16 protein-coding genes are annotated in these 18,693 nt (G+C 43.9%); 10 read left to right on the forward strand and 6 right to left on the reverse strand.

Annotated elements, in window-relative coordinates:
- Nucleotides 1-95: 95 nt before the first annotated feature.
- Nucleotides 96-974, reverse strand: coding sequence for a cell division protein FtsX (locus FGM00_RS00005; protein ID WP_138850932.1), 879 nt, complete (start codon nt 972-974; stop codon nt 96-98).
- Nucleotides 975-1,053: 79 nt separating this feature from the next.
- Here FGM00_RS00005 and FGM00_RS00010 point away from each other — a divergent pair, with 79 nt between their 5' ends.
- The 6 genes from FGM00_RS00010 to FGM00_RS00035 all read left to right on the forward strand — a co-directional run bounded on the left by FGM00_RS00010 (nt 1,054) and on the right by FGM00_RS00035 (nt 9,022).
- Nucleotides 1,054-4,536 carry a leucine--tRNA ligase gene (locus FGM00_RS00010; protein ID WP_138850933.1) on the forward strand — a complete coding sequence of 1,161 codons (3,483 nt, stop codon included), beginning with the start codon at nt 1,054-1,056 and terminating at the stop codon, nt 4,534-4,536.
- Nucleotides 4,537-4,948: 412 nt separating this feature from the next.
- Nucleotides 4,949-6,049: an alanine dehydrogenase gene (gene ald / locus FGM00_RS00015; protein ID WP_138850934.1), complete on the forward strand. Its 1,101-nt coding sequence runs from the start codon at nt 4,949-4,951 to the stop codon at nt 6,047-6,049.
- Between the two features lie 148 nt (nt 6,050-6,197).
- Nucleotides 6,198-6,890, forward strand: coding sequence for a zinc metallopeptidase (locus FGM00_RS00020; protein ID WP_138850935.1), 693 nt, complete (start codon nt 6,198-6,200; stop codon nt 6,888-6,890).
- Nucleotides 6,891-6,985: 95 nt separating this feature from the next.
- Nucleotides 6,986-7,420: a GNAT family N-acetyltransferase gene (locus FGM00_RS00025; protein WP_138850936.1), complete on the forward strand. Its 435-nt coding sequence runs from the start codon at nt 6,986-6,988 to the stop codon at nt 7,418-7,420.
- A gap of 88 nt (nt 7,421-7,508) precedes the next feature.
- The gene (locus tag FGM00_RS00030) at nt 7,509-8,042 is read left to right on the forward strand and encodes a sigma-70 family RNA polymerase sigma factor (protein WP_138850937.1); all 534 of its coding nucleotides are present in this window, start codon (nt 7,509-7,511) and stop codon (nt 8,040-8,042) included.
- A gap of 83 nt (nt 8,043-8,125) precedes the next feature.
- Nucleotides 8,126-9,022 carry a PhzF family phenazine biosynthesis protein gene (locus FGM00_RS00035; RefSeq protein WP_138850938.1) on the forward strand — a complete coding sequence of 299 codons (897 nt, stop codon included), beginning with the start codon at nt 8,126-8,128 and terminating at the stop codon, nt 9,020-9,022.
- Here FGM00_RS00035 and FGM00_RS00040 read toward each other — a convergent pair.
- Together FGM00_RS00040 and FGM00_RS00045 are read right to left on the reverse strand one after the other, a co-directional pair.
- A complete protein-coding gene (locus FGM00_RS00040) occupies nt 9,012-9,482 on the reverse strand; it encodes an Lrp/AsnC ligand binding domain-containing protein (protein ID WP_138850939.1) in 471 nt (156 codons plus the stop codon). The genes FGM00_RS00035 and FGM00_RS00040 overlap by 11 nt on opposite strands.
- Nucleotides 9,483-9,584: 102 nt before the next feature.
- On the reverse strand, nt 9,585-10,958 hold the full coding sequence (locus FGM00_RS00045; RefSeq protein WP_138850940.1) for a saccharopine dehydrogenase family protein: 1,374 nt from the start codon (nt 10,956-10,958) through the stop codon (nt 9,585-9,587).
- A gap of 94 nt (nt 10,959-11,052) precedes the next feature.
- Here FGM00_RS00045 and FGM00_RS00050 point away from each other — a divergent pair, with 94 nt between their 5' ends.
- Both FGM00_RS00050 and pckA read left to right on the forward strand, forming a co-directional pair.
- Complete coding sequence (locus FGM00_RS00050; RefSeq protein WP_138850941.1) at nt 11,053-11,439, forward strand: DUF423 domain-containing protein; 387 nt, start codon at nt 11,053-11,055, stop codon at nt 11,437-11,439.
- 68 nt (nt 11,440-11,507) lie between these two features.
- Nucleotides 11,508-13,124: a phosphoenolpyruvate carboxykinase (ATP) gene (pckA, locus tag FGM00_RS00055; protein ID WP_138850942.1), complete on the forward strand. Its 1,617-nt coding sequence runs from the start codon at nt 11,508-11,510 to the stop codon at nt 13,122-13,124.
- 189 nt (nt 13,125-13,313) lie between these two features.
- Here the strand turns inward: pckA and FGM00_RS00060 are convergent, their stop codons facing one another.
- From FGM00_RS00060 to FGM00_RS00070, 3 genes are read right to left on the reverse strand one after another with little or no spacing between them, the layout of a single operon-like run.
- A complete protein-coding gene (locus FGM00_RS00060) occupies nt 13,314-14,060 on the reverse strand; it encodes a uroporphyrinogen-III synthase (protein ID WP_138850943.1) in 747 nt (248 codons plus the stop codon).
- 5 nt (nt 14,061-14,065) lie between these two features.
- The gene (locus FGM00_RS00065) at nt 14,066-14,722 is read right to left on the reverse strand and encodes a DUF4271 domain-containing protein (RefSeq protein WP_138850944.1); all 657 of its coding nucleotides are present in this window, start codon (nt 14,720-14,722) and stop codon (nt 14,066-14,068) included.
- On the reverse strand, nt 14,722-16,389 hold the full coding sequence (locus FGM00_RS00070; RefSeq protein ID WP_138850945.1) for an ArnT family glycosyltransferase: 1,668 nt from the start codon (nt 16,387-16,389) through the stop codon (nt 14,722-14,724). The genes FGM00_RS00065 and FGM00_RS00070 overlap by 1 nt, the downstream gene beginning before the upstream one ends.
- 236 nt (nt 16,390-16,625) lie before the next feature.
- Here FGM00_RS00070 and FGM00_RS00075 point away from each other — a divergent pair, with 236 nt between their 5' ends.
- Nucleotides 16,626-17,354 (forward strand): polyprenol monophosphomannose synthase, encoded by a 729-nt coding sequence (locus tag FGM00_RS00075; RefSeq protein ID WP_138850946.1) that lies wholly within the window; start codon nt 16,626-16,628, stop codon nt 17,352-17,354.
- Nucleotide 17,355: 1 nt separating this feature from the next.
- Nucleotides 17,356-18,693 carry a dihydroorotase gene (locus tag FGM00_RS00080; protein WP_138850947.1) on the forward strand — a complete coding sequence of 446 codons (1,338 nt, stop codon included), beginning with the start codon at nt 17,356-17,358 and terminating at the stop codon, nt 18,691-18,693.

The raw sequence follows: 18,693 nt of genomic DNA on the forward strand, positions 1-18,693 counted from the left end.
GTTCAGGAAATTGTATGATGTGTATTCAGTCTGTTTATGCCTGCAAAACTTTCAATTCAGAATCCCATAGACGATGAAATTGGTTTCGTTTTTCGTTAGTAATAAAGTTCATCGGTTCGCAAGTTGAGGAAACGGGAGGTGGCAAAATAGGTGCTGATAAACGAAATCAAAATCCCTAGTAGAAAAACGCCTCCAAAAACAATACCCAACAGCTGTATGTCTTCCAACAAATTCAGCTCAGGAAAGGTTTCGTCCAAGTAGTAAAGTAGTCCCGCCAAAGCCAGCATGGCCAGGAGCGATCCGATAACACCCAATTTAATATTGGTTTTGATAAAGGGCTGGCGGATAAAACTCTTGGTAGCCCCAACCATTTGCATGGTCTTGATGATAAAACGTTTAGAGTAGATGCTCAGCCGAATGGAGCTATTGATGAGCAGTACCGCGATAAACGTAAAAATACCACTAGCGACCAGAATCCAAAAACCGAGCTTCTTTACGTTGTCGTTCAAAAGGTCAACGAGCGGTTTGTCATAGCTCACCTCTTCAACATATTCCTTTGCGGTAAGCTTTTCGGCGATATCCTCGATCTGTTCGGGAGAGACAAAATCGGCCTTGAGCTTAATATCTATGGAGTTCTTTAGCGGATTGTACCCTAAAAAATCCATGAAATTCTCCCCGATTTCTTCCGTGTGCTGCTCGGCGGCCGCCTCCTTTGACACATAGGTAGCCGATTTTACGTATTCGTCGGTAGCGAGGCTTTTTTGCAGTTGGTTGATTTCGACTTCTTTCGCACTTTCTTTCAAAAAGACCGCGATGGTAACCTGCTCCTTAAAGTGGTCGGCCATTTTTTTGGTATTGACCAACAACAGCCCGAGTGTACCCAAGAGAAATAATACTAGGCCGATGCTCAGCACCACTGAGAAATAGGAAGAGATCAGCTTGCGTTTTTGGAAATTTTCAAAAGACTTGGCCATAATCGGTATGAATGCCGTAAAAGTAGGAAAGTAAATTGAATAAACTTATTTTTGCCGCTTACCTAAACATTTCCGGTAGATGCAGTACAACTTCAATGAAATAGAGGCAAAATGGCAAAAGTTTTGGGCCGATAACCAAACCTTTAAAGCTGAAAACCACTCCCAAAAGGAAAAGTTCTACGTGTTGGATATGTTCCCCTATCCGTCAGGTGCCGGACTGCATGTGGGTCATCCGTTGGGGTATATCGCCAGCGATATCTACGCACGCTACAAAAGGCATAAAGGCTTTAATGTTCTACATCCTCAAGGCTATGATTCCTTCGGTTTGCCCGCCGAGCAATATGCGATACAGACCGGGCAGCATCCCGCTATCACCACTGAAGCCAACATCAAAACCTATCGGAGACAGTTGGACCAAATCGGATTTTCATTCGATTGGAGCCGTGAAGTGCGCACTTCAAATCCCAGCTATTATAAATGGACGCAATGGATTTTCATTCAGTTGTTCAATTCATGGTACAATAAAGATTCCGATAAGGCTGAGGACATTGAAACCTTGACTGTTATGTTCCAAAAGGATGGAAATACCAAGGTGCATGCCGTTTGTGATGACGATATTACGCCTTTTTCAGCGGCCGAATGGGCGAAATTTTCAAGCAAGGAGCAACAGGAAATCTTGCTAAAGTACCGTCTTACCTATTTGGCGGATACCGAGGTGAATTGGGTGCCGGCCTTGGGTACGGTGCTTGCGAACGACGAAATCGTAAACGGTGTCTCGGAACGCGGTGGCCATCCTGTAATCAGAAAGAAAATGACCCAATGGAGCATGCGCATCACCGCCTATGCCCAGCGATTGCTGGATGGCTTGGATACTATCGATTGGCCACAACCCCTTAAGGATTCACAAACGAATTGGATAGGGAGAAGCGAGGGGGCTGAGGTGATTTTCCCCATCCCAGCCTTCCCCGAGGGGGAAGGAACACCTTCTGTACCAAGATATATGACTGGAGGAAATAATTCACATCTGTCGCTTGAAAGAGCAAAAGAAATGCGAAATAATCCAACCCCAGCCGAAGATGCACTCTGGCAGAGTATAAAATCCAAGAAGGTCGGCCATAAGTTTAGAAGGCAGCATTTGATCGATAACTACATTGTTGACTTTGTTTGTCTTGCGAAAAAACTAGTTGTTGAGGTTGATGGGGATATTCATGACCTGCAAAAAGAAGAAGATGAAATTCGAACAGCTGTTCTAAATGAGCTAGGGTTTATAGTGCTCAGATTTAGAAATGAAAGAGTTCTGGGAAATATAGATGCAGTTTTAGAAGAAATTGCAACTTGTTTAGATAATAGGAAGGTTCCCCCTTCGGGGGTTAAGGGGATATCAGTTTTCACCACCCGCCCCGACACCATCTTCGGGGTCAGCTTTATGACCCTTGCCCCGGAGCACGAGCTGGTGCCAAAAATCACGACCCCGGATCAAAAAGCTGAGGTCGACGCTTATATCGAAGCTACGGCTAAACGTTCCGAAAGGGACCGAATGGCCGATGTCAAAACGATTACAGGAGCTTTTACCGGGGCGTATGCAGAACATCCGTTCACGAAGGAACCGATTCCGATTTGGATCGGCGACTATGTTTTGGCGGGTTATGGTACCGGGGCAGTAATGTCCGTGCCCTGCGGAGACCAGCGGGATTGGGATTTCGCAAAGCATTTTGGTATTCCGATTCCCAATATTTTTCAGGGGATTGATATTTCGGAAGGGGCCTTTTCGGATAAGGAAAAGACCATCATCGCCAATTCGGATTTCCTAAACGGCTTGCCCTATAAAAAAGCGGTAAAAACCGCCATCTACGAGTTGGAAAAATTGGGTCAGGGCAAAGGCAAGGTCAACTACCGCCTGCGCGATGCCGTTTTTAGTCGGCAACGGTATTGGGGAGAGCCTTTTCCGGTGTATTATGACGCATCGGGAATGCCGCAAATGCTCGATGAAAAGTTCTTGCCCTTAGAACTCCCCGAGGTCGATAAATATCTGCCTACCGAAACTGGGGAACCGCCACTAGGCAACGCCAAGAAATGGCATTGGTTGCAGTATGGCGATGAGGGCAAGGTAGTGTCAAAAGAAGAATTTGAAAAAGCCATTTCGGAAACCGAGCGTAGCCGAAGTGACGAAATTAAGGGTGGGCCTTTGGAATTGAACACCATGCCCGGCTGGGCAGGCAGTTCCCAATATTTCAACCGCTATATGGACCCGCATAATGAAGATGAAATCTTCTCCCAGGAAGCCATCAACTACTGGCAGGACGTGGACTTATACATCGGCGGCAGCGAACATGCTACGGGACATTTGCTGTACAGCCGTTTTTGGCAGAAATTCATGTTCGATAAAGGCTTGGTGCCCAAAGACGAGTTTGCGAAGAAGCTGATCAATCAGGGGATGATAACGGGGGAAAGTGCATTCTTGAGAAGAATAGTCAATGGGTACTATCAATATCAAGAGGGAATTTCTCAAAATGAGTTAGAGGAAAGTGAGAAGGAATTTGAGTCCATTTTTGATACCTATTTTTTGAACAATGTTGTTTCATGGGATTTGCTTAAAGGTAAAAAGCAACATGATGCAATCGCGGGTGAATTATATAAACTAGCAGATGTTTTTCCCAAGGATATCATAGAGGAGATATTTGAATCTTCAAAATTTGATGTTGATAAGATAACTTTTACAGTTTCGAAAATTCATGTTGATGTGGCTTGTGTTGATTTAAAGAATCAATTAATCTTAAATAAGTTCTTTGATTTTTATAAAGAGGATACATCTCCTAGTGAATTATTTATGACAAATGGCACATATTCTGTCTCCCGCGAAGTCGAAAAAATGTCCAAGTCCAAATACAATGTCGTCAACCCCGATGATATTGTCCAGGAATACGGCGCCGACAGCCTACGGCTTTATGAAATGTTCCTTGGCCCCTTGGAGCAATCCAAACCTTGGAATACGGCCGGCATCACAGGGGTGCACAGTTTCCTGAAAAAACTTTGGAAGCTCTACCATTCCGGACCCAATGGTGAGTTCAAGGCAAGCATCGCTCCACCTTCGGGGGAGTCGGAGGGGGCTCTAAAAACCCTCCACAAAACCATCAAAAAAGTTGAGGAAGATATCGAAAACTTCAGTTTCAATACCTCGGTCTCGACCTTTATGATTTGCGTGAACGAACTGACAGCCCAAAAATGTAGCAGTCGTGAAATTTTGGAACCTTTGGCAATCCTTGTTTCCCCCTATGCCCCGCATATCGCGGAGGAACTTTGGGAAAAGCTGGGCCATACCGAATCGATTGCTACCGCGCCTTTTCCAAAATTCGAACCGAAATATCTGGTCGAAAGCGATAAAGAATACCCGATATCTTTTAACGGCAAAATGCGCTTTACGATGAACCTTCCGTTAGACCTGTCGAAAGAGGAAATCGAATCGGCGGTAATGGCAAACGAAAAAACGCAAGAGCAATTGCAGGGTCGCACGCCCAAGAAAGTAATCGTTGTCCCAGGTAAAATCGTAAATATCGTGGGTTAATCGCACGCGTCTTTACCCTATAATCGGGGTTTCAATAAACAAAGGTTTGTCACGATAGATATTTTAGGTCGTTTTCTTCACGGATGTCATATGGGTCTGTCCTAGGTTATTTATTAGGAAACGAGCAAAGCGGGATTGATGAAGTAAACTGCACCTCGGTTTGATGCTATAGGAATAGAATGTATCATTTCTAAAAAACAAAATTTCAAAACTGGACGATTATCTAGGTTACCCCTACAAAATTGTTATTTCTTCGAATAAAAATTATAAAATTGAAGGAACACCCCTAAAATTTTAAGGGATAATGTGTTGAAAAAGTTAAATTCAGGTAGAAAACCCCTCTTTTTATCGATTTTGTTTTTGTACTTGTCTTTTTTATTTCAATTTTGATGCAAATTAAAATGCAATGGCTATGATTATAGGAATTCCCAAAGAAATAAAGAATAATGAAAGTCGCGTGGGCATGACCCCGGCAGGTGTTTTTGAATTGACGAAATATGGGCATAACGTACTGATCCAATCCACCGCCGGTGATGGTAGCGGTTTCTTCGATGCGGATTACCTGCATGCAGGTGCGACAATCGTGAATACAATCGAAGAAGTGTATGCTGCAAGTGATATGATCGTAAAGGTAAAAGAGCCTATTGCACGTGAGTATGGCCTTATTCAAAAAGATCAAGTCGTCTTTACCTATTTCCATTTTGCTTCGAGCGAGCCTTTGACCAAGGCGATGATCGAAAGCAAATCGGTTTGTATCGCCTATGAAACGGTCGAAGACGATGAGGGCACCTTGCCCTTATTGACACCGATGTCGGAAGTGGCAGGAAGAATGGCCATTCAGCAAGGCGCTAAATATTTGGAAAAACCCGTAAAGGGCCGTGGCGTACTTTTGGGGGGCGTACCAGGTGTACAACCCGGAAAGGTATTGGTGCTTGGGGCCGGGGTAGTTGGCATACAGGCTGCTAAAATGGCAGCAGGGCTTGGGGCACATGTGACCATTATGGATATCAACATGAAACGCCTTCGCTATGTCAACGACGTGATGCCACCACATGTCGTCACCGAATTTTCCAACGAATACAACATTCGCAAACACATTAAAACCCATGATCTTATTATCGGTGGGGTATTGTTGAAGGGTGCCAAGGCCCCGAATCTTATCACTCGGGAAATGCTCAAGGAAATGCGACCGGGAACGGTTATCGTAGATGTCGCGGTAGACCAGGGCGGATGCGTTGAAACGACCAAACCTACCACCCACGAAGACCCAGTGTATATTATCGACGATGTGGTGCACTATTCCGTGGCGAATATGCCAGGGGCCGTACCATATACCTCTACGGTAGCATTGACCAATGTGACCCTGCCCTATGTAGTAAAACTGGCCAACCAGGGTTGGGAAAAGGCTACTGTCAATGATGCTACCTTGCATAAAGGGTTGAACATCGTTAAGGGTGAAGTGGTCTACAAAGAAATTATCGAAGCCTTTGGTTGGGAATCGGCCGAGGTCTAGAACATACATTTTGTCATGAAAAACAACCCTGTCTCAATATGGCGGGGTTTTTGCCGTTATAGAGGTATTATCTTGAGTACAATGAAACGATTTTTGTACGCAAGATGAACTTTGTTATCTTTAAGTAGAATTAAAACGGATAGAAATTATGATGGGATATTATATATTACTCGGTGCGATCGCCCTAGTAAGTTGGTTGGTGAGTAGCAAGCTAAAAAGCAAGTTCAAGCACTATTCGAAAGTGCAATTGCAGAATGGAATGAGTGGTGCGGAAATCGCCGAGAAAATGTTGGCCGACCACGGCATATCGGATGTAAAAGTGGTTTCCACGGCAGGAATGTTGACAGACCATTACAATCCTAAAAATAAAACGGTAAACCTTAGTGAAGGAGTGTACAACCAACGGAATGCGGCAGCGGCAGCGGTTGCGGCCCATGAATGCGGTCACGCGGTACAGCATGCGCAGGCGTACGAGTGGTTGACGATGCGATCCAAACTGGTTCCCATAGTGAGCGTTACCTCGGGTATGTCGCAATGGGTCGTTTTTGGAGGTATTATGCTGGGCGCTGCGGCCGGTATCGGTCTTGGTTACTGGGTAGCCGTGGCTGGTTTGGTAATGATGGGCATGGCGACCTTGTTCAGCTTCATTACACTTCCCGTGGAATATGACGCCAGTAATAGGGCATTGGCCTGGTTGAAAAATAAGAATGTGGTTACCCAACAAGAATATAAAGGTTCCGAAGATGCTTTAAAATGGGCGGCACGTACCTATTTGGTGGCTGCCATCGGCTCTTTGGCTACTTTGGTCTATTGGGCGCTACAAGTATTGGGTAGGGATTAATAACCAAAAAAAGGATAGGGGTTCTACAGCTAGAACTCCTTTTGAAAACCTGTTTGGACTGCGTTCCGAACAGGTTTTTTTTTGTAAAGTAAAACATGATGCGTAGTACTATCAATATACGATTGGCCAATGAAAATGACCTTCTAGCAATTGAAACGGTCGGCGAGGCGTTATTTGATTATCCGATACTAAAAAATAGGACGGTTGAATTCTTAAACGACCCAAGGCATCACTTGGCGTTGGCATTTGAACATGACACCATAGTGGGAATGGCTTCAGGAGTCCATTATGTGCATCCCGACAAAGATCCTTCCCTTTTTATCAACGAAGTTAGTGTGCTCGAAGGCTATCAAAATCATGGTATTGGGCGAAGTTTGGTCAAGTATCTTTGTGCGCATGCTAGCCATATAGGCTGCAGCGAGGCATGGGTGCTTACTGGACAAGAGAACGGTGCAGCTCAAAAGGCATATCTTGCCGCTGGTGGTAAGAAGGAAGATGCCAATACTATCCTGTTCGAGTTTGAATTGTAATGTTGGCAACGAACAAAACGAGCTTTAATCTCTATTGGGGAGGGTTTGAGCTGGAAAGTCATTTGGCATTCATCTGCAAAAGGAAAAAATGGAAAAAGAAATTGAGCGTATATGGATAGACCTTCACGACGAATTGTTTCGATTCGTGCAAGGGCGGGTCAAAAATGAACAAACCGCAAAAGATATACTGCAAGAGGTGTTTTTAAAAATACAATTGAACTTACCTAGCCTAAAACATACGGCCAAACTAACCTCTTGGGTATATCAAATCACCAGAAATACAATAACCGATACTTATCGCAAAAGCGGGAAAACTACCTCAATAGCTCCTTTTGATTTTCCGGAAGAGGAAGGCACCGATTCGGAATACGCCAAATTGGAGGGTTGTATCAATCGGAAAATCAAGGAATTGTCTCCAAAACACGAAGAGGCCATCCTACTGACCGCGTTTAAAAAGTACTCCCAAAAAGATTTGGCCACTCATTTGAACATCTCTTACTCCGGCACAAAATCCCGGGTTCAAAAGGCGAAGGAACTTCTCAAGGAAGCGATACTCGATTGTCCCAGCGTAGCGTCCGATAGTACAGGGAAATTACTGGGGTATGATAAAAAAGAAGGCTGATTCTACGTCTTTTTAAAGCATCGCACGTCTATCTATAGTAAAGAGCTCAGGAAGGGTTCGATCACCTTAAATAGAATACTACTATGGAAAATACTAAAAAGGTTCAAGTTCAAGTGCTCAATGCTTTCGTAAAGAACGGCTCAGGGGGTAATCCCGCCGGGGTAGTGCTCGATGCCGATGCATTGTCGGATAGCGAAAAGCTTCAAATTACCGCAAAAGTGGGGCTATCCGAAACCGCCTTCATTTCAAAATCGGAGACGGCCGACTTTAAATTGGATTTCTTTACCCCGAACCGCCAAATAGCCCACTGTGGGCATGCGACCATCGCTGCATTTTCCTATCTCAACCAATTGGGATTGGTAAGCGGTAGCGCCAGTTCAAAAGAAACCATCGACGGGAATAGGGAAATCAAATTGGTGGGAGACCTCGCCTTTATGGAGCAACAAAAGCCGATATATACTGGTGTTGTAGATAGTGAAGTATTGATTTTAAAATCCCTCGGAATACAAAAATCGGATTTGATTCCCAATGCCCCTATCCTCATGGTCAACACCGGAAATTCGTTTGTGATCGTACCGGTTAAAAATCTCGAAATTCTTAAGAATATACGGCCGAACCATACATTAATATCGGAGGTAAGCGAGACCTTTGACCTTATCGGATTTTATGTTTTCGCTATGGAAAACCCGCTTTCCGATACCGATGTTGCCACGAGAATGTTCGCGCCTAGGTATGGCATTGAAGAAGAGTCTGGAACGGGAATGGCGGCGGGACCACTTGCGGCCTATCTCTATGATAAATTGAAAATCGAAAAATCAACATTTCATATCGGTCAAGGAACATTCATGCAAATACCTTCCCCTTCGTTGATAAAGGTTAAATTAATGCTCGAAAATGGCAAGATTATAGGCTTAATGGCCGGTGGTAAGGGACTACTACAGCGAAAATTTGAAGTTGAGATTGACGGTGCTAAATCGTAATCTGTCGGTCTATTTGTTGGTCTAGGGAGATAAAGGTTTCGGTGCGGGACACGCCTTCAATTTGTTGGATATCCTTATTGAGTACATGCATTAGATGTTCATTGTCCCGACACAGTACCTTGATAAGAATAGACCAATTGCCGGTCGTATAATGGCACTCCAACACCTCCGGAATTTTTTCCAGTTGTTTTACGGCAACGGGATTGCTCATCGCCTTATCCAAGTATATACCGATATAGGCCATGGTAGTGTACCCCATTATTTTTGGGTTGATGACGAATTTCGAACCCGCCAAAAGCCCAGAGGCTTCTAACTTTCGCAAACGCTGGTGAATGGCCGCCCCGGAGATACCGATATTCCTCGCGATTTCCAAAATGGGTTTTCGGGCGTCGGCCATTAAGAATCTTAGAATCTTCTTGTCGATACCATCGATTTTTACGTTTTTGAAATTGGATTTCATAGATAAGCTTTCATTTTTACCATAAAAGTACGGAAGTTATACGGAATCGAAGTTTATGCACGGGGGTGTTAATCGAATGATGGCATTACTTCACACAGTTTTCTAACGCAATACAGATTCCGTATTGTAACCTAAATAGGGCACCTCGATTTCCTTGAAAACCATACCATACTCCTGAAGTTCGCGGAGTATGGGTTCGTAGACCTCTTTTTGAAGCGGAATCTGAACGCCGGGCGTGGTTATTTTCTTTTTGAGGATGAGCAGAGTAGCAATGGCAACGGGTAAACCTACCGTTTTTGCCATGGCGGTATGGGTTCGTGTCTCCCCGAGTACGACCATGTTCGCATCGATCTGATGTTTTTTGCCCTGAAGCTCATAGCCGAATTTGTGGTACATGACGATCATGTCTTTTTCGTTGTCCTTTAACGTCCAACTCGCTTCTAGAATTTGTTGTAATGCCTGTGCCGGACTGGCGTTTTCGATGGTAATCGTCTTTTGTGAATCGAAAAGATTGAGTTCCACCAATTTCTCCCACATAATATCGTCTTGATCGATATTCAAGTAGTGTCTCAATTTCAACTCTACCGAATCGGTCGGGGAATAGGGCAAAAAGGAATTGGTAAAATCGCGGTAAGACATGCCTTTTGAGTTTTCGAGAACATAGGTGTCGTCGGTCATGCCCAATTCCACCAACATATTCCATGCCTTTGAAAATCCGACCCTGCGCATGGTACCCCGATATAAGGTGAGTACGTCTTCGAGTCCGTACGCTTCCCGATAGTTGAGGGAGTCTCTGTTGGCATACCCTTCAAAACGACCGTATCCTTCAATTTCGAAAAACTCCGTCCTGCGAAATAATTTATGGTAGGGAATGTATTTATATGTACCTTCCTGTAAGAATTTTGCGGCCCCTCCCTGTCCTGCCAACACCACATTTCTGGGATTCCAGGTAAACTTATAATTCCATAGGTTATCGTCGCTTTCAGGGGCGACCAAGCCTCCGGTAAACGATTCGAACAACAAAATTTTACCTCCTTTTTCGCGAATACGGTCTAAAATCTGCATGGCGCTCATATGGTCGATGCCGGGATCCAGACCGATTTCATTCATAAAGACGAGTCCTTTTTTCTTCGCTTCTTCATCGAGGGTCTTGATTTCTTCGGATACATAGGAAGCCGTGACCAAGTGCTTTTCGAAGGCGATACAATCCCGGGCTACTTTCATGTGCATTCTGGCAGGAAGCATAGAAACGACGATATCGCTCTGCTTTATGGCCGATTTGCGCTCTTCGTCCTCGAAAACATCAAGCCGAACGACGGTACAGGCGTCATGGTTTTTAATAGGTGAGGCGATTGCATCGGGATAAAGGTCGCCGATGGTAAGATGAAGATTTTCCGATGTCGATTTCTCTAAAAAATAGTCGATCAAATAGGAGGTGGACTTGCCGGCGCCAACAATAAGTATTTTTCGGGACATGGTATCAATCGTATTTTCAAACATTAACTTTGTGCTAGAACGAAAGACGAAGGTATTGATTGTTATATTTATAAAAAAGTAGAACGTTAAAGTTATGAACAAAACAATTTTTATGACAGGAATCATCCTTGGTGTCTTAGCGGTCATATTAGGGGCTTTTGGCGCGCACGGATTGGAAAAAGTATTGGATACCGATGCCATAGACACCTTCGAAACTGGGGTGACGTACCAAATGTATCATGCCTTACTGCTGTTGGTCTTAGGTGGTGTGATACCTATTCCCGAGCGTACAAAAAAAGTAGTCTACTATCTAATGACCCTAGGGGTGGTTTTGTTTTCTTTTTCGATTTATTTTTTGGCCACCAATGCCCTAACAGGATTCGATTTTAGAACCATCGGCTTCATTACTCCGATAGGGGGAACGCTTCTTATCGCAGGCTGGGGATGGTTGGGTCTCGGCTGTATTCGACATTTCAACTAATAAATCCGCAAAATAGATAGGTAAAATATATATTTATGATAATTTTGCGGCATAAAAATAACTCTTGAATGAATAATTCGAAAAAAGCACCAACTACCGTCTCTTTGGCTTCCTACGGGATAACCCACCAGAACATCAACTATCAATTGCCTTCCAGTAAGCTGCATAAGATTACTTTGGAAATGGGCATGGGGAAGGAAGCCTCTTCGGGGGCTTTGGCTGTAAATACCGGGGAGTTTACCGGTAGATCCCCAAAAGATCGCTTTATCGTTAAAGACGAAACCACAGCTGAAAAGGTGTGGTGGGGCGATATCAATATCCCTTTCGAGCCTTCAAAGTTCGATGCGCTGTATGATAAGGTCATCGCATATTTGAATGACAAGGAATTATACGTACGCGACTGCTACGCCTGCGCCGACCATAATTACCGAATGGATATTCGGGTCATTAACGAGTACCCTTGGTCGAATATGTTCGCCTACAATATGTTCATTAGACCGACCGAGGAAGAGCTCAAGAATTTTAATGTTGAATGGACGGTCATCAACGCGCCTGGTTTTATGGCCGATGCGGCAGTAGATGGCACGCGCCAGCATAACTTTGCGATTTTAAACTTTACTAGAAAAATAGCTCTTATCGGAGGTACGGGATACACCGGGGAAATTAAAAAGGGAATTTTTTCGGCCCTGAATTTTATTCTTCCCGTAGAAAAGAACACCCTACCGATGCACTGTTCATCGAATGTAGGCGAGAACGGGGAGACAGCGATTTTCTTCGGACTTTCCGGAACGGGAAAAACAACCCTTTCTACCGATGCTTCCAGAAAACTTATCGGTGACGATGAGCATGGGTGGAACAACGAGAACGCCGTTTTTAATTTTGAGGGCGGCTGCTATGCCAAAGTTATCAACCTATCCCAGGAAAGCGAGCCCGAGATTTATGGAGCCATAAAAAAAGGCGCATTGTTGGAAAATATTATAATGGACGAAAATGGGGTAGTTGATTTTGCCGATACCTCCATCACTCAAAATACAAGGGTCAGCTATCCGATTTACCATATTGATAATGTACAGCGGCCTTCCATAGGAAAGAATCCGAAAAACATCTTCTTTTTGACCGCCGATGCCTTCGGCGTTATACCTCCCATTTCAAAGTTGACACCAAGTCAGGCAGCCTATCATTTTATCTCTGGTTATACAGCTAAGGTAGCAGGAACAGAGGCTGGGGTAAAAGAGCCTATTCCATCATTTTCGGCATGTTTTGGGGCACCTTTTATGCCTTTACATCCCGCAAAATATGCAGAGATGTTAAGTAAGAAGATGAAGGATAGCGGAGTGAACGTATGGCTGGTAAATACCGGTTGGACAGGGGGTCCCTACGGTGTTGGTACACGAATGAAATTGAAATATACCCGTGCCATGGTCAACGCAGTTTTGAATGGAGATTTAGGATTGTATTCCTATGACGACTATCACATTCACTCGGTCTTCGGGGTAGCACAACCAAGGTCTTGCCCTGGTGTTCCTACCGATGTGCTGAGTCCGCGTACGACTTGGAACGATGATAAGGCCTATTACACCACGGCTTTTAAACTGACCAACGCTTTTCGGGAAAACTTCAAACAGTTCGAGGCCTATGCCAGTGAGGAGATTCGTAGAGGCGGACCGCAACGATATGCCTTCTAACAAATTGATGAGCAATTGAAACCAATAGAAAAGAGGGTGTCTAAAAAGTACTTTCAGCCGTATTTGCGAAGCACGAAGCAGTCTGTAACTCGTTGGTATTGACAAACAGATTACTTCGTCTTGCTCGTAATGACGTTTGGGTTATACTTTTTAGACACCCTCTTTTTTGGTAAAGACAATATTTGTCTCTTATTTTTTATTCGCTTCGTTTATATATTTCTGCAGCGCCATGGTCATTGAAGGCGTATCCGGGGTCGGTGCCTTAATATCTATCCGCAGGCCGGCATCTGTTGCGGCATTTACCGTAGAATTGCCGAAAACCGCTATTCGCGTCTCCTTTTGGTCGAAATCAGGGAAGTTTTGCAATAAGGATTCAATCCCCGATGGACTGAAAAAGACCAAAATATCGTAATAGACATCACGGAGGTCCGATAAATCGCTGATGACCGTTTTGTAGAAAATACCTCTGGTCCAATTAACGCCCAATTTGTCCAAGGTTTCCGGAACAACAGGTTTTAAGGAGTCGGATGAGGGTAAGAGAAATTTTTCGTCTTTGTATTTTTTGAAAATACTCACCATATCGGAAAAATTCATTTTCCCAACATAGATTTTACGCTTTCTATACACGACGTACTTCTGCAAATAATAAGCGACCGCTTCCGACTGACAGAAATATTTCATACTGTCCGGTACTTTAAAACGCATTTCCTCGGCCAGCCTAAAATAATGATTTACCGCATTTCTGCTGGTAAGTATAATGGCAGTGTAGTTTTTGAGGTCTATCTTCTGCTGACGAACGTCCTTCGCATCTACGCCCTCTACATGAATAAAAGGTCGAAAATCTACTTTCACCTTCTCCTTGTCGATAAGCCTCGCATACGGAGAATTTTCCATTTTCGGTTCTGGCTGAGATACCAAAATCGTCTTTACTTTCATAGTTCTCAATGGTTTAGGTAGCTTCCTATGATGACTAAGGGTGCAATTTCGAGTGCGCAAAGGTACAAAATAAAATAGAAAAAATGGCTAGCGATGAATTTTTGATGATTCTGCAATGCCGCTGTCCAACCCATGACATTGATGGAAAGAATAAGCAAAATTGCTGCATAAACTATAATTTCCGAATCAGTAGCAACAAAAGACAATGCGATATTGGCCAAAAACATGATCAGGCCACTGTAATTCAGGTAGGAGAGCTTTTTAAATACGATTTCAGACAGTACTTTCGAGGATCCAAAAATAAAACCATTACCTAGTTGTAAGAGGATCTTTAGAATAAAAAAGGTCAGTACCGCTCCTGTGATGACCAGGAAAAGAGTGGGGTTTGCATCATTCGGCATTTGTAGGAGTACATTGCGTGCCAAAAACACGAAAAGCGAAAAATTTATAAGCTGAAAAATCGTAAAAAAGACGTGAAACCAATTCCCGAGCTTGTCTTTTTTATTGTACATGAAAATATACTTGTTGTTGAAAGGCAGTATGATAAAGTTCAAGAATCGACTATAGAACATACTTTTCGCAATGACCACAAAAAGCAAACTAGCAAACAGCAAAATGGTTACCCAATCTATGGTATTCGAAGGTCTTAAGAGCGGCTCCATTAGTCTAGTTTTATGGTTTTCCCATTGAGCCCGAAACGCAAATCCTTTTCGGAGATGCTCAGCCTGAAATAATCGGGTGTTTTCGTTTTGGGCGGGGGTAACCTAAACGTAAAATTAGTGGTATCATTTGATTTGAGCACCGAAATATTTTCATCGGTGGCGCTCACATATATGGGAATTACCTCTTGAAGTTGCTTGTAATCGTCAAGGTAACCCACGGCGAATTTTAGTTTCTGTAAATCGATGTCTTCGTCATACGGGTTGAAAATCTTTACAAGCCGTTCTTTTTCCGTATCCAACGAGAAAGCATCACCATCAACGATGCAGCGTAGTTTTCGAAACGATTCGAATTGATTGATGTAATGTCCAAAATAGGGCTTTCCTTTGGCGTTTTCGAAAGCAAGCTCGGCATTTTTGAGAAATGGTGATACGTAGTACACTTTTCTCAATTGTACATTACGTTCGCTATCATCGAGAGAGTATTGATTTTGTCTGTAATTGATGTTGTTCAATGAAAAAGAAGTGTTTCCGCTGTAATAGGCATACATCGGTGCAAGACGGTAGCTATTTTCGAAAACAACCGGGGTATCGCCCACTTTGTCCTTGAGCTGTTGCACCCATTTTTTATTTCCGTGGCTTTCATAATAAATCGGGAAAAGGGGTTCAAACACAAGTCCCAGGCGCAGATAAAGCAAAATAACAATGTTTAGGATGCCCATGCGGTAAATCCATTTGCGACTGGTTTCGTCGGCCATCATATCCCTAAAGACCAAGATGACCAACGGGATGCTCACTACGATAATCCATTGGGTTTGTACACGACGGTTAAAGCTTGAGATAAAAAAGAAAAGCAGTACCCCGTACGTCAAAAAAAGAAGGGCTTTGGTAAATACATCTTTCGACCTCGTGCGGAAAAGCGACCGGTAAATCCACGGGAACGTAAATCCGAATAAGGCAACCAAATTGACCAAAAAGCCCAAGGTGTATTTGTTGAAATCATAGGGGCCGTTCTTCCGTTCCGAAAGGTGGTACTTGATCGAGATAAAATCCTGCTCGTACAGCCATAAAAAATGAGGTGTATAGGCCAGCAAAGCGACTAGTACGGCCAACCAGGCATATGTATTCTTGAGTAATTTCAAATTGGAGAGCAGTACGAAAACGATGATCAGTACCGCATGGTATTTACTGTACATTAAAGCTGCCATGACCATACCAAGGGCAATGGCAAGGCCTATACCGGGCTTTTCCACAAAACGTTTGTAGACCAAGAGAAACAGGGCACAGAAAAAGAGCAGGGGTGTATCGGGCAAGGTAAGGAAACCATAGGCGTTCAATAAGGTCATCGAAAAGGCAAGTACTACGAAGTGGGTGGCGTACTTGTTTTTCTGAGGGTGGTCTATGGTTTTCCACAAGACCAGCAAAGTACCTACCGAAAGCAGGCAGCTTACAAATCGTACCCCGAGATGGCCTTCAAAAATCAGACTGCTGAGTGCGATAAACCAAGCCACCATGGGCGGATGATCAAAATACCCGAACGTAATATTCCGAGCGTAGTGCCAATAATAGGCCTCATCGAAAATCAACTCTGTAAAATACGCCTGCGTTACATTTAGAATGAAAATAGCGCCAAGCAGATAAAGCAGGGTTTTGGGAAGAGTTGAAGGCATATACACGATGATTCAACGCAAAATTAAGGGTTATAGTTTTAAAAAAAGCATAAAACCCTTCAGGCGGACGTAGCGCAGTAGTTTAAAATACTATTTTTGTCTACAGACTGTTTTGAAACAAGTTCAATATGTGATTAGTCCCGAAGCTCCGGGGTTATAGGCTGTTTATCCTACCGGACGGGCAGGAGAAAATGACGAACCTATTTTTAGACAATCTTCCTAACACGCGAAAATCAATGTCCGACAGCCTACTCATTATCCCCACTTACAACGAGATTGAGAATATTGAAGCAATCATCAAAGCTGTTTTTAAATTGAAAAAGGACTTTGATGTCTTGATTGTTGACGACAGTTCCCCGGATGGTACTTCGGCAAAGGTGACAGCAATGCAACTCGAGTTTCCCGATCGGCTTTTTCTTGAGGTTAGGGCAGGGAAAGGCGGTCTGGGAACGGCTTATATACACGGCTTTAAATGGGCGATCGAAAAGAAGTACGATTACATCTTTGAGATGGATGCCGATTTTTCCCATAATCCCCCAGATTTGCTACGCTTGTATCGGGCGTGTAAAAACGGGGCGGACATGTCCGTAGGTTCGCGCTACAAAAAAGGGGTAAATGTGGTCAACTGGCCGCTGTACCGGGTGCTGTTATCGTATGGGGCCTCTTTTTACGTTAAAATGATAACCGGAATGCGGGTACACGACCCTACCGCCGGATTCGTTTGCTACCGAAGACATGTTTTGGAGTCGATAAGTCTAGATTCTGTGCGGTTCGTAGGCTATGCATTTCAAATCGAGATGAAGTTCAGGGCCTATTTACTGGATTTCAAGATCGAGGAAGTCTCGATTATCTTCCGGGATCGCGTTAAAGGTAAATCAAAGATGAGCGGGTCTATCGTAAAGGAAGCTATTTGGGGTGTGTTCGTGATGAAATTGCGTAGTATTTTTCAAAAAAATAGATTCTGATATGGGACGTAAGTTAATTAAGAATGCAAAGTTGGTCAATGAAGGAAGGATTTATGAAAGTGACCTTCTCATAGCCGATGATACGATTTTGAAAATCGCTCCCGACATCAGCGATGCAAGCGCAGTGGTCTATGATGTGGCTGGAAGTTACGTGCTACCCGGTATTATCGATGATCAGGTGCATTTTCGGGAACCGGGCCTTACACACAAGGGCACCATCGCGACGGAGAGTAGGGCCGCACTGGCCGGAGGTATCACTACATTTATGGAGCAACCGAACACCAATCCCCAGACCACCACGAGGGCCAAGTTGGAGGAGAAGTTCGCCATGGCCGCGGAAAGTGCCTTTGCCAACTATTCGTTTTTGTTCGGGGGTACCAACGATAATCTCGAAGAACTCAAAAAATTGGATAAAAATGCCTGTTCTGGGGTAAAGTTGTTCTTGGGATCTTCAACGGGTAATATGCTGGTCGATGATGAGGTGGTGATCGAGCAGATTTTCCGCAATACCGAAATGGTGATTTCGGCGCATTGTGAAGACGAAACGACCATCAAGCAAAATCTCGCTCGGTACAAAGAGGAATATGGCGACGCCATTCCGATCAAATACCATCCGCTTATCCGAAGTGCGGAGGCCTGTTATCTTTCTTCGTCAAAAGCGATTGCCCTCGCCAAAAAGACGGGAGCGCGTTTGCACGTATTTCATTTGTCTACGGCCAAGGAGACGAATTTGTTTCGAAATGACATACCACTTCATGAAAAGAAAATAACGGCAGAGGTATGCATTCACCACCTTTGGTTCTCCGATACCGATTACGATGAAAAAGGTACACTGATCAAATGGAACCCTGCCGTAAAGACTGCCAATGACCGGGAAAAGCTTTGGGAGGCCTTACTGGATGACCGTTTGGATATTATCGCCACCGACCATGCGCCCCATCTTTTGGAAGAAAAAGACAATGTGTATACAAAAGCCCCTTCGGGTGGGCCGCTAGTGCAGCATGCCCTGCCTGCTATGTTAGAGAAATATCATCAAGGCATGATTTCGTTGGAGCAGCTGGGGCAGAAAATGTGCCATAACCCGGCGATTTTATTTCAGATTGAGAAGCGGGGTTACTTGAGGGAGGGGTATTTTGCCGATTTGGTCGTTGTCGATCTCAATTCCCCTTGGGATGTATCGAAAGACAATATCGCTTATCACTGTGGGTGGTCTCCTTTTGAGGGAACTACCTTTTCGTCTAGCATCACACATACTTTTATAAACGGTCATTTGGGCTATGAAAACGGAAATTTTTCAGGGCAGCGCAAAGCAAAACGCTTGACATTCGATAGGAATTAA

The sequence above is a fragment of the Aggregatimonas sangjinii genome (genome assembly GCF_005943945.1).
Classification (GTDB): Bacteria; Bacteroidota; Bacteroidia; order Flavobacteriales; family Flavobacteriaceae; genus Pelagihabitans; species Pelagihabitans sangjinii.